At 68.2% G+C, this 12,233-nt stretch carries 11 protein-coding genes; all 11 read right to left on the bottom strand.

Annotated elements, in window-relative coordinates; all coding sequences use genetic code 11:
- Positions 1–54: 54 nt before the first annotated feature.
- Positions 55–336 (bottom strand): 30S ribosomal protein S19, encoded by a 282-nt coding sequence (gene rpsS, locus HIR71_RS01340; RefSeq protein ID WP_034625887.1) that lies wholly within the window; start codon positions 334–336, stop codon positions 55–57.
- 14 nt (positions 337–350) lie between these two features.
- Positions 351–1,187 carry a 50S ribosomal protein L2 gene (gene rplB / locus HIR71_RS01335; protein ID WP_169322786.1) on the bottom strand — a complete coding sequence of 279 codons (837 nt, stop codon included), beginning with the start codon at positions 1,185–1,187 and terminating at the stop codon, positions 351–353.
- A 32-nt stretch (positions 1,188–1,219) separates the two neighbouring features.
- Entirely contained in the window at positions 1,220–1,522 is a 303-nt protein-coding gene (rplW, locus tag HIR71_RS01330; RefSeq protein ID WP_169322785.1) for a 50S ribosomal protein L23, read from the bottom strand.
- A complete protein-coding gene (gene rplD, locus HIR71_RS01325; RefSeq protein WP_169322784.1) occupies positions 1,519–2,229 on the bottom strand; it encodes a 50S ribosomal protein L4 in 711 nt (236 codons plus the stop codon). Before rplD ends, rplW begins: the two co-directional genes overlap by 4 nt.
- A gap of 4 nt (positions 2,230–2,233) precedes the next feature.
- Positions 2,234–2,893 carry a 50S ribosomal protein L3 gene (rplC, locus tag HIR71_RS01320; RefSeq protein WP_169322783.1) on the bottom strand — a complete coding sequence of 220 codons (660 nt, stop codon included), beginning with the start codon at positions 2,891–2,893 and terminating at the stop codon, positions 2,234–2,236.
- Positions 2,894–2,915: 22 nt separating this feature from the next.
- Positions 2,916–3,224, bottom strand: coding sequence for a 30S ribosomal protein S10 (gene rpsJ, locus HIR71_RS01315; RefSeq protein ID WP_019146773.1), 309 nt, complete (start codon positions 3,222–3,224; stop codon positions 2,916–2,918).
- A gap of 348 nt (positions 3,225–3,572) precedes the next feature.
- Positions 3,573–4,766 (bottom strand): elongation factor Tu, encoded by a 1,194-nt coding sequence (tuf, locus tag HIR71_RS01310; protein ID WP_169322782.1) that lies wholly within the window; start codon positions 4,764–4,766, stop codon positions 3,573–3,575.
- 122 nt (positions 4,767–4,888) lie between these two features.
- Positions 4,889–6,991, bottom strand: coding sequence for an elongation factor G (fusA, locus tag HIR71_RS01305; protein WP_169322781.1), 2,103 nt, complete (start codon positions 6,989–6,991; stop codon positions 4,889–4,891).
- A 63-nt stretch (positions 6,992–7,054) separates the two neighbouring features.
- The gene (gene rpsG, locus HIR71_RS01300) at positions 7,055–7,525 is read right to left on the bottom strand and encodes a 30S ribosomal protein S7 (RefSeq protein WP_169322780.1); all 471 of its coding nucleotides are present in this window, start codon (positions 7,523–7,525) and stop codon (positions 7,055–7,057) included.
- Positions 7,525–7,899 (bottom strand): 30S ribosomal protein S12, encoded by a 375-nt coding sequence (gene rpsL, locus HIR71_RS01295; RefSeq protein WP_169322779.1) that lies wholly within the window; start codon positions 7,897–7,899, stop codon positions 7,525–7,527. The genes rpsG and rpsL overlap by 1 nt, the downstream gene beginning before the upstream one ends.
- A 395-nt stretch (positions 7,900–8,294) precedes the next feature.
- The gene (locus tag HIR71_RS01290; protein WP_169322778.1) at positions 8,295–12,170 is read right to left on the bottom strand and encodes a DNA-directed RNA polymerase subunit beta'; all 3,876 of its coding nucleotides are present in this window, start codon (positions 12,168–12,170) and stop codon (positions 8,295–8,297) included.
- Positions 12,171–12,233: the final 63 nt, after the last annotated feature.

Genomic DNA, 12,233 nt, shown 5'->3' with positions numbered 1-12,233 from the left:
GGTCTGTCTCGAGGGACGTCGGGAAGTGCGGTGTCGTCGCTGATCCCTCGCGGGTCAGCGGCGACGACCCTTCCGGTCGTCCTTCTCGTGGCCGCGGAACGTCCGCGTGGGGGCGAACTCGCCCAGCTTGTGCCCGACCATCGACTCGGTGACGAAGACGGGGGTGTGCTTGCGGCCGTCGTGCACCGCGAACGTGTGGCCGAGGAAGTCCGGCGTGATCATCGAGCGGCGGGACCAGGTCTTGATGACCGCCTTGGTCCCCTTCTCGTTCTGGACGTCGACCTTCTTCTGCAGGTGTCCGTCGACGAACGGGCCCTTCTTCAGGCTGCGTGGCATCTGTCGGCTCCCTATCAGCGCTTCTTGCCGGTGCGCCGACGGCGCACGATGAGCTTGTCGCTCGGCTTGTTCGGACGACGGGTGCGGCCCTCGGGCTGACCCCACGGACTGACCGGGTGACGGCCTCCGGAGGTCTTGCCCTCGCCACCACCGTGCGGGTGGTCGACCGGGTTCATGGCGACACCGCGGACGGAGGGGCGCTTGCCCTTCCACCGCATGCGGCCGGCCTTGCCCCAGTTGATGTTGGACTGCTCGGCGTTGCCCACCTCGCCGACCGTCGCGCGGCAGCGCAGGTCGACGTTGCGGATCTCGCCGGACGGCATGCGCAGCTGCGCGTACGGGCCGTCCTTGGCGACGAGCTGCACCGACGCACCTGCCGAGCGGGCGATCTTCGCGCCGCCACCGGGCTTGAGCTCGATGGCGTGCAGGACCGTACCGGTCGGGATGTTGCGCAGCGGCAGGTTGTTGCCGGGCTTGATGTCCGCACCGGCACCGTTCTCGATGACGTCGCCCTGCCTGAGCTTGTTCGGCGCGATGATGTAGCGCTTCGTGCCGTCCGCATAGTGCAGGAGCGCGATGCGGGCCGTGCGGTTCGGGTCGTACTCGATGTGAGCGACCTTGGCCGGCACGCCGTCCTTGTCGTGACGACGGAAGTCGATCACGCGGTAGGCGCGCTTGTGCCCGCCACCCTGGTGGCGGGTCGTCACACGCCCGGTCGAGTTGCGGCCACCCGTCTTGTGCAGCGGGCGGACCAGCGACTTCTCCGGCGTGGAGCGCGTGATCTCGACGAAGTCGGCCACGCTCGAGCCGCGACGGCCCGGGGTGGTCGGCTTGTACTTACGGATTCCCATGGGGGTATGTCCTCAATCTGCTCTCGACCGGCTCAGCCGACCGGTCCGCCGAAGATGTCGATCGAGCCCTCGCGGAGGGTGACGATGGCACGCTTGGTGTCCTTGCGCTTGCCCATGCCGAACTTCGTCCGCCGCGTCTTGCCCTTGCGGTTGATCGTGTTCACGCTGGCGACCTTGACGGAGAAGATCTGCTCGATGGCGACCTTGATCTCCGTCTTGTTGGCGCGCGGGTCCACGACGAAGGTGTACTTCCCCTCGTCGAGCAGCCCGTAACTCTTCTCCGAGACGACCGGCGCGATCAGGATGTCGCGGGGGTCCTTGGCCACGGTGGTCACTTGGCGTCCTCCTCGATGTCGACCTCGGTCGCCTCGCTCGACGTGGCGACCGCCGTCGCCGAGCGGCCGGTGGCCGGGCCCGCCAGGAACGCGTCGAGCGCGCCCTGCGTGAAGACGACGTCGTCCGAGACGAGGACGTCGTAGGTGTTCAGCTGGTCGGCGACCAGGAGGTGGACCCGCTCGACGTTGCGGAGCGACTTCCAGGTGATCTCGTCCTGACGCTCGACGACCACGAGGACGTGCTTGCGGCCGGAGAGCCGCGAGAGCACCTCGAGGGCCGTCTTGGTCGAGGGCGCCTCGCCCGGGGCGAACCCGGTGACGACGTGCACGCGACCGGCGCGGGCGCGGTCCGAGAGAGCACCGCGGAGCGCCGCGGACTTCATCTTCTTCGGGGTCCGCTGGGAGTAGTCGCGCGGCGTCGGGCCGTGGACGACCCCGCCGCCGGCGAACTGCGGGGCGCGCGTCGAGCCCTGACGGGCGCGGCCGGTGCCCTTCTGCTTGTACGGCTTGCGGCCGCCACCACGGACCTCGCCACGGCTCTTCGTGTCGTGGGTGCCCTGGCGCGCCGCGGCGAGCTGCGCCACGACGACCTGGTGGATGAGCGGGATGTTCGTCTGGACGTCGAACACCTCGGCGGGGAGGTCGGCGCTGCCGGCCTTCTTGCCGGACGCGTCGATGACGTCGACGGTCAGTGCGGTGTCAGCCACGGTGTCATGCTCCCTTCGCGGCGGAGCGCACCAGGACGACGCCGCCCTTGGGGCCGGGCACTGCGCCCTTGACGAGCAGCAGACCCTTCTCGGCGTCGACCGCGTGCACGGTCAGGTTCTGGGTGGTCTGGCGGTCGAATCCCATCCGTCCCGCCATGCGCAGGCCCTTGAACACGCGCGACGGGGTCGAGGCCCCACCGATCGAGCCCGGCTTGCGGTGGTTGCGGTGCGAACCGTGGGACGCGCCGACGCCGGCGAAGCCGTGACGCTTCATGACGCCGGCAGTGCCCTTGCCCTTGGTCGTGCCCGTGACGTCGACCGTCGCGCCGACCTCGAAGGCCTCCGCGGTGATCTCCTGGCCGAGCGCGAACTCGGCCGCGTCGGACGTCCGGACCTCGGCGACGTGCCGGCGGGGGGTGACCCCAGCCTTCTCGAAGTGGCCCTTGAGCGGCTGGCTCACCTTGCGCGGGTCGATCTGGCCGTAGGCCAGCTGGACCGCGGCGTAGCCGTCCGCGTCAGCGGTGCGCACCTGCGTGACGACGTTCGTGCCGACCTGCACGACGGTGACGGGGACGAGACGCCCGTTGGCGTCCCACACCTGCGTCATGCCGAGCTTGGTGCCGAGCACGGCCGTGACGGCGCGCGCGTTCTGCTGGGTGGTCATCGTGATCAGTTCCTTCCCAGCTTCAGAGCTTGATCTCGATGTTCACGTCGGCCGGCAGGTCGAGGCGCATGAGCGAGTCGACCGCCTTCGGCGTGGGATCGATGATGTCGATGAGCCGCTTGTGCGTGCGCATCTCGAAGTGCTCGCGGCTGTCCTTGTACTTGTGGGGCGACCGGATGACGACGAAGACGTTCTTCTCCGTCGGGAGCGGCACCGGGCCCACGACCGTCGCACCAGCGCGCGTCACCGTGTCGACGATCTTGCGCGCCGAGCTGTCGATGACCTCGTGGTCGTAGGACTTGAGCCGGATGCGGATCTTCTGTCCCGCCATGGCGTCGTCTGACTCTCTCTCTCGAACCGCTGGCTGTCCGACCCCCGCACTCGGGCGTGTCGCGTTTCGCGGACACACCTTCGGGCTGCACACCTGTTCGCGGTGCGAGGTCGTTGGATGCTGTCTGGACTCGGCCACCGGGTGACCCCGGGGTCCGCTGAGCCCTCAACGTCTGTGCGCCTCGGCAGCTGACGACACGCTCGCGCGCGCCATCTACTCTCGCCGGGCAACCTGGCTAGTGTGCCAGATTCCGACCGCCATGACCAATCCGGGCCGTCAGCGATCCGGATCGGCCCTCGGGCGGACATGGGCAGGGCCCGGGCGCAGTGCCCGGGCCCTGCCGCGCGATCACTTGATGATCTTGGTGACCTTGCCGGAGCCGACGGTGCGACCACCCTCACGGATGGCGAAGCCGAGGCCCTCCTCCATGGCGATCGGCTGGATCAGCGCGACCGTCATCTCGGTGTTGTCGCCCGGCATGACCATCTCGGTGCCCTCGGGCAGCGTGATGACGCCGGTGACGTCGGTGGTGCGGAAGTAGAACTGCGGACGGTAGTTCGCGTAGAACGGGTTGTGACGCCCGCCCTCGTCCTTGGCGAGGATGTAGACCTGCGCCTCGAAGTCCGTGTGCGGCGTGATCGAGCCGGGCTTCACGACGACCTGGCCGCGCTCGACCTCCTCGCGCTTCGTGCCACGCAGGAGCAGACCGACGTTCTCGCCCGCCTCGGCGTAGTCGAGCAGCTTGCGGAACATCTCGACGCCGGTGACGGTGGTCTTGATCGCCTTCTCCTTGATGCCGACGATCTCCACCTCCTCGTTCACCTTGAGCTTGCCGCGCTCCACGCGGCCGGTGACGACCGTGCCACGACCGGTGATCGTGAAGACGTCCTCGATGGGCATGAGGAACGGCTTGTCGATGTCACGGACCGGGTCCGGGACGCTCTCGTCGACGGCGTCCATGAGGTCGGAGACGGACTGGACCCACTTCGGGTCACCCTCGAGCGCCTTGAGGCCCGAGACCTGGACCACGGGGACGTTGTCGCCGTCGAAGCCCTGGGCGCTGAGCAGCTCGCGGACCTCGACCTCGACGAGCTCGAGGATCTCCTCGTCGTCGACCATGTCCGACTTGTTGAGCGCGACGAGCAGGTACGGAACGCCGACCTGGCGGGCGAGCAGGACGTGCTCACGCGTCTGGGCCATCGGGCCGTCGGTCGCCGCGACCACGAGGATGGCGCCGTCCATCTGCGCCGCACCCGTGATCATGTTCTTGATGTAGTCCGCGTGGCCGGGCGCGTCGACGTGGGCGTAGTGACGCTTCTCCGTCTGGTACTCGACGTGCGAGATGTTGATCGTGATGCCGCGCTGCTTCTCTTCGGGCGCCTTGTCGATCTGGTCGAACGGCGTGAAGGGGTTCAGGTCGGGGAACTTGTCGTGCAGCACCTTCGAGATCGCTGCCGTCAGCGTCGTCTTGCCGTGGTCGACGTGACCGATGGTCCCGATGTTGACGTGCGGCTTGCTCCGCTCGAACTTGGCCTTGCCCACTGTGTCCTCCTCGGACTCAAGGTAGTGATCTGCCGAACGATGCAGGAGTCATGGTGACACCTGCCGGGCGTTCGGTCCTACCGGTCGGTTGTTGTGGAACTGCTGGTCTCGACCAGTGGGACCTACTCGCCCCGGGTCTTCTTGATGATCTCCTCGGCGACGTTCCGCGGAACCTCCGAGTAGCTGTCGAACTGCATCGAGTACACCGCGCGCCCCTGGGTCTTCGACCGCAGGTCGCCGACGTAGCCGAACATCTCGCTCAGGGGGACCTGAGCCGAGACGACCTTCACGCCGGTGGCGTCCTCCATGGACTGGATCATCCCGCGACGCGAGTTCAGGTCGCCGATGACCTCGCCCATGTACTCCTCGGGCGTCCGGACCTCGACGGCCATGACGGGCTCGAGGAGCACCGGGTCGGCCTTGCGGACGGCCTCCTTGAGGATCATGGAGCCCGCGATCTTGAACGCCATCTCCGAGGAGTCGACGTCGTGCGCGGCGCCGTCGAGCAGGGTCGCCTTGATGCCGACGAGCGGGTAGCCCGCGAGCACGCCCAGCTGCATCGCGCTCTGGATGCCGGCGTCGACGGACGGGATGTACTCGCGCGGGACGCGGCCACCGGTGACCTTGTTCTCGAACTCGTACAGCTCGCCCTCGGCCGGGTCCAGGGGCGCGAAGGTCATCTGGACCTTCGCGTACTGGCCCGAGCCACCGGTCTGCTTCTTGTGCGTGTAGTCGAGCTTCTCGACGGTACGGCGGATCGTCTCGCGGTACGCGACCTGCGGCTTGCCGACGTTCGCCTCGACCTTGAACTCGCGGCGCATGCGGTCCACGAGGATGTCGAGGTGCAGCTCGCCCATGCCGGCGATGATCGTCTGACCCGTGTCCTCGTCGAGGTTGACCCGGAACGTCGGGTCCTCCTCGGCGAGCTTCTGGATCGCGACCGAGAGCTTCTCCTGGTCGCCCTTCGTCTTGGGCTCGATGGCGACCGAGATGACCGGCTCCGGGAACGTCATCGACTCGAGGACGATCTTGTTCGCCGGGTCGCACAGGGTGTCACCCGTGGTGACGTCCTTGAGCCCGATGAAGGCGTAGATGTGGCCGGCCGTCGCGCTCTCGACCGGGTTCTCCTTGTTGGCGTGCATCTGGAAGAGCTTCCCGATGCGCTCCTTCTTGTCCTTGGTCGCGTTGTAGACCTGGGCGCCCGAGGCGACCTGTCCCGAGTACACCCGGACGTAGGTCAGCTTGCCGAAGAACGGGTGCGCGGCGACCTTGAACGCGAGCGCCGAGAACGGCTCCTTGGCGCTCGGCTCACGCGTGAGGATCGTCTCCTCGTCGCCCACGGCGTGACCCTCCATCGGGGGAACGTCGAGCGGCGACGGCAGGTAGTCGATGACCGCGTCGAGCATGGGCTGCACGCCCTTGTTCTTGAACGCGGAGCCGCACAGGATCGGGTACGCCTCGCCCGCGATGACGAGCTTGCGGATGCCGGCCTTGATCTCGGCGACCGTCAGCTCCTCGCCGCCGAGGTACTTCTCGAGCAGCTCCTCGTCGGTCTCGGCGACCGCCTCGATGATCGCGGCGCGGTACTCGGCGGCCTTCTCGACCATGTCGGCCGGGATCTCCTCGACCGAGTACGCCTCGCCGAGAGCCGTCTCGCCGTGCCACACGAGCGCGCGCTCCTCGACCAGGTCGACGACGCCGATGAAGTCGCTCTCGGCACCGATCGGGAGCTGGATCGGCAGCGGCTTGGCCTTGAGGCGGTCGACGATCGTCTTGACCGTGAAGTAGAAGTCGGCGCCGAGCTTGTCCATCTTGTTGACGAAGCAGATGCGCGGGACCTCGTACTTGTCCGCCTGGCGCCACACCGTCTCGGACTGGGGCTCGACACCCTCCTTGCCGTCGAAGACGGCGACCGCGCCGTCGAGCACGCGGAGCGAGCGCTCGACCTCGACCGTGAAGTCGACGTGGCCCGGCGTGTCGATGATGTTGATCTGGTTGTCGTGCCAGTAGCAGGTCGTCGCGGCGGACGTGATCGTGATGCCGCGCTCCTGCTCCTGCTCCATCCAGTCCATCGTCGACGCGCCGTCGTGCGTCTCACCGATCTTGTAGTTGACCCCGGTGTAGAACAGGATCCGCTCGGTGGTCGTGGTCTTGCCGGCATCGATGTGGGCCATGATGCCGATGTTGCGGACCTTGGTGAGGTCCGTCAGCACGTCGAGTGCCACGTTGTCGCCCTTCTCAAAGCATGGGGATGGCGCCGCCGGGTGCCCCCGGCGGCGCGGCCGGGGTCACCAGCGGTAGTGCGCGAACGCCTTGTTGGACTCTGCCATCTTGTGCATGTCCTCGCGACGCTTGACCGCGGCGCCCAGGCCGTTGCTCGCGTCGAGGATCTCGTTCATGAGCCGCTCGGTCATCGTCTTCTCGCGACGGGCGCGCGAGAAGTCGGTGAGCCAGCGCAGGGCGAGCGTGGTCGACCGCACGGGACGGACCTCGACCGGCACCTGGTAGGTCGCGCCGCCGACGCGGCGGGACTTGACCTCGAGCGCCGGGCGCACGTTCTCGAGCGCGCGCTTGAGGACGACGACGGGGTCACCGCTGGTCTTCTCGCGCACGCCCTCGAGGGCGCCGTAGACGATGGCCTCGGCGACGGACTTCTTGCCGTCCAGGAGGACCTTGTTGATGAGCTGCGTGACGACCGGCGATCCGTAGACCGGGTCGATGACGAGCGGCCGCTTCGGGGCCGGACCCTTGCGAGGCATCAGTTGCCGCCCTTCTTCGCGCCGTAGCGGCTGCGCGCCTGCTTGCGGTTCTTCACGCCCTGCGTGTCGAGCGCACCGCGGACGATCTTGTAGCGGACGCCCGGGAGGTCCTTCACACGACCACCGCGGACGAGCACGATCGAGTGCTCCTGCAGGTTGTGGCCGACGCCGGGGATGTAGGCCGTGACCTCGATCTGGCTCGAGAGCTTGACGCGCGCGACCTTGCGAAGGGCCGAGTTCGGCTTCTTCGGGGTGGTCGTGTACACGCGGGTGCACACACCGCGCCGCTGCGGGCTGCCCTTGAGCGCCGGGGTCTTCGACTTGGTGGCCTTGGCCTGCCGGCCCTTGCGGACCAGCTGCTGGATCGTAGGCACTACGTCTCCGTGTCTGTTCGAGGTGGATCTCTGGTCGGCCGGATCCTTGTCCGGCCCGGTCGGACCGACCCGGTGGGCCGACCCGGAGGTCTTGAGTCCCGCACCGGCCCACGCACCCGGGCGTGTCGCGCCATCCGGTCGCGGCGTCCACCCCCGACGCCAGAGACGGTGAGGTGTTCGCGCACGAGGGAGGGAGATCCACCACCCGGCACCGGCCTGCCGCTGCCGGAGCAGGCGCAGATCGCAGTGCACACACGAGGGCCCGACGACGCGGGCACGGTCGACAACGTTACTCGCACGCGCCCGAGGCGTCAAAAAGACGCGGTGTGATGCACGTCGGTCCCCGGCGCGCCGCGCACGGCGCGCCGGGGACCGACCTGATCAGGCGCTCGGGCTCAGCGGAAGTCGCCGAAGTCGAGGTCCTCGAGCGGGATCGCCTCGCCCGAGCCGAGGCCCAGGGCGGGGAAGTCGATCTCGTCGTAGCCGAAGCTCGGGTAGAGCTCGGCCTTGGCCTCCTCGGTCGGCTCGACCGCGACGTTGCCGTACCGCGGCAGGCCCGTCCCGGCCGGGATGAGCTTGCCGATGATGACGTTCTCCTTGAGGCCGAGCAGCGGGTCGCTGCGTCCGCTCATGGCCGCCTCGGTCAGCACCCGGGTGGTCTCCTGGAAGGAGGCCGCCGAGAGCCACGAGTCGGTCGCGAGCGAGGCCTTGGTGATCCCCATCAGCTCGGGACGGCCCGATGCCGGCTGGCCGCCCTCGGCGACCGCACGACGGTTGGCGTCCTCGAACCGGCCACGCTCGGCGAGCTCGCCGGGCAGCAGGTCCGAGTCGCCGGAGTCGAGGACGGTCACCCGGCGCAGCATCTGCCGGACGATGACCTCGATGTGCTTGTCGTGGATGTCCACGCCCTGCGAGCGGTAGACCTCCTGGACCTCGTCCACCAGGTGCTTCTGCGTGGCACGCGGGCCGAGGATGCGCAGCACCTTCTTCGGGTCGACGGCGCCCTGGACCAGCTGGGTGCCGACCTCCACGTGCTCGCCGTCGGAGACGAGCAGACGGTGCCGCTTGGTGATCGGGTAGGCGATCTCCTCGGAGCCGTCGTCGGGCGTGAGCACGATGCGGCGCGTCCGGTCGGACTCGTCGATCGTCACGCGACCCGAGAACTCCGCGATGGGTCCCTCACCCTTGGGGGTGCGGGCCTCGAAGAGCTCCTGGATACGGGGCAGACCCTGCGTGATGTCGTCGGCCGAGGCCACGCCACCGGTGTGGAACGTCCGCATCGTCAGCTGCGTGCCGGGCTCACCGATCGACTGGGCCGCGATGATGCCGACGGCCTCGCCGATGTCGACGAGCTTGCCGGTCGCGAGCGAGCGGCCGTAGCACTTGGCGCACGTGCCCACGCGTGACTCGCAGGTGAGGACCGAGCGCACCTTGAGCTCGGTGACCCCCGCGTCGAGCAACTGGTCGATGAGCACGTCGCCGACGTCGTCACCGGGGTTGCCGATGACCGTGCCGTCCACCTCGACCGTCGTGGCGAGCGTGCGCGAGTACACGCTCGTCTCGACCTTGTCGTGGCGCCGGAGCGTGCCGTCCGAGCCCGCCACGCCCACCGTCATGGTGAGCCCGCGCTCGGTGCCGCAGTCGTCCTCGCGGACGATGACGTCCTGCGAGACGTCCACCAGGCGACGGGTCAGGTAGCCCGAGTCGGCGGTCCGCAGGGCGGTGTCCGCCAGACCCTTGCGGGCACCGTGCGTCGCGATGAAGTACTCGAGGACGGACAGGCCCTCGCGGTAGTTGGACTTGATCGGGCGCGGGATGATCTCGCCCTTCGGGTTCGCCACGAGACCGCGCATACCGGCGATCTGACGGACCTGCATCCAGTTACCACGCGCGCCGGATCCGACCATCTTGAAGACGGTGTTCTCCTTCGGGAAGTTCTCCCGCATCGCGTCGGCGACCTTGTCCGTGGCCTGGGTCCAGATCTCGATGAGCTCCTGACGGCGCTCGTCGTCGGTGATCAGACCCTTGTCGTACTGGCCCTGCACCTTGGCCGCGCGACCCTCGTGCTCCTCGAGGATCGCCGCCTTCTCGGTCGGCGTCGCGACGTCGGAGATCGAGATGGTGACGCCGGAACGGGTGGCCCAGCGGAAGCCGGCCTCCTTGAGCGCGTCGAGGCTCGCGGCGACCTCGACCTTGGGGTAGCGCTCGGCGAGGTCGTTGACGATCACCGAGAGGCGCTTCTTGTCGACGACGCCGTTCTCCCAGGGGTAGTCGATCGGCAGCAGCTCGTTGAAGAGCGCACGGCCGAGCGTCGTGTCGAAGACGACCGGGTCGCCCTCGCTCCACCCTTCGGGCAGCCCGGCGCGGTCGGCCGGTGCGACGAGGTCCGTGAGCCGGACCCTGATCGTCGCGTTGAGGTCGAGCTCGCCGGCGTCGAACGCCATCTGCGCCTCGGCGGTCGAGCTGAACACGCGACCCTCGCCGAGCGCACCCTCCTTGTCGCTCGTCAGGTGGTACAGGCCGATGATCATGTCCTGCGAGGGCATGGTCACCGGACGACCGTCCGACGGCTTGAGGATGTTGTTGCTCGAGAGCATGAGGATGCGGGCCTCGGCCTGCGCCTCCGCGCTCAGCGGCAGGTGGACGGCCATCTGGTCACCGTCGAAGTCCGCGTTGAACGCGGCACACACGAGCGGGTGCAGGTGGATCGCCTTGCCCTCGACCAGCTGGGGCTCGAAGGCCTGGATGCCGAGGCGGTGCAGCGTGGGCGCGCGGTTGAGCAGCACGGGGTGCTCGGTGATGACCTCTTCGAGGACGTCCCAGACCACCGGGCGGGCGCGCTCGACCATGCGCTTGGCCGACTTGATGTTCTGCGCGTGGTTGAGGTCGACGAGCCGCTTCATGACGAAGGGCTTGAAGAGCTCGAGCGCCATCTGCTTCGGCAGCCCGCACTGGTGCAGCTTGAGCTGCGGGCCGACGACGATGACCGACCGGCCCGAGTAGTCGACGCGCTTGCCGAGCAGGTTCTGGCGGAACCGGCCCTGCTTGCCCTTGAGCATGTCCGAGATCGACTTGAGCGGGCGGTTGCCCGGACCCGTCACCGGACGGCCGCGGCGGCCGTTGTCGAACAGCGAGTCCACGGCCTCCTGGAGCATCCGCTTCTCGTTGTTGACGATGATCTCCGGCGCACCGAGGTCGAGCAGCCGCTTGAGGCGGTTGTTGCGGTTGATGACGCGGCGGTACAGGTCGTTCAGGTCCGACGTCGCGAAGCGGCCACCGTCGAGCTGCACCATCGGGCGCAGGTCCGGGGGGATGACCGGGACGGCGTCGAGAACCATGCCCTCGGGCGTGTTGCTCGTCGTGAGGAACGCGTTGACGACCTTGAGCCGCTTGAGCGCGCGCGTCTTGCGCTGGCCCTTGCCGTTCTTGATCGTGTCGCGCAGCGACTCCGCCTCGGCGGTCAGGTCGAAGGCCTGGAGCCGCTTCTGGATCGCAGCGGCGCCCATCGAGCCCTCGAAGTAGTTGCCGTACCGGTCCTGGAGCTGGCGGTAGAGCATCTCGTCGCCCTCGAGGTCCGCGACCTTGAGGTTCTTGAACCGGTCCCACACCGTGTCGAGCCTGTCGAGCTCGGCGTCGGCGCGCTTGCGGATCTGGGCCATCTCACGCTCGGCGGAGTCGCGGACCTTGCGGCGCGCGTCGGCCTTGGCGCCCTCGGCCTCGAGCTCGGCCAGGTCGGCCTCGAGCTTCTGCGCGCGGGTGTTGATGTCGTTGTCGCGGCGGTCGGTGATCTCCTTCCGCTCCAGGTCGATCTCGTTCTGGAGGTTGGGGAGGTCCTCGGCGCGGCCGGCCTCGTCGACCGACGTGATCATGTACGCCGCGAAGTAGATGACCTTCTCGAGGTCCTTCGGGGCGAGGTCGAGCAGGTAGCCGAGGCGCGACGGCACACCCTTGAAGAACCAGATGTGGGTCACCGGGGCGGCGAGCTCGATGTGGCCCATCCGCTCACGGCGCACCTTCGAGCGCGTCACCTCGACGCCGCAGCGCTCGCAGATGATGCCCTTGAAGCGCACGCGCTTGTACTTGCCGCAGTAGCACTCCCAGTCCCGGGTGGGGCCGAAGATCTTCTCGCAGAAGAGCCCGTCCTTCTCCGGCTTGAGCGTGCGGTAGTTGATGGTCTCGGGCTTCTTGACCTCGCCGTGGGACCAGGCGCGGATGTCCTCGGCCGTGGCCAGGCCGATCCGAAGCTCATCGAAGACGTTGACGTCGAGCAAGGGGTCCTACTTCCTTCGCTTGCCGGCACCCGGCCTCAGCGGGGGTCCGACGGTGATAAGGAG

This window comes from Cellulomonas fimi, assembly GCF_012952065.1.
GTDB classification, from domain to species: domain Bacteria; phylum Actinomycetota; class Actinomycetes; order Actinomycetales; family Cellulomonadaceae; genus Pengzhenrongella; species Pengzhenrongella fimi_A.
This window is presented reverse-complemented; position numbering and strand designations above follow the sequence as displayed.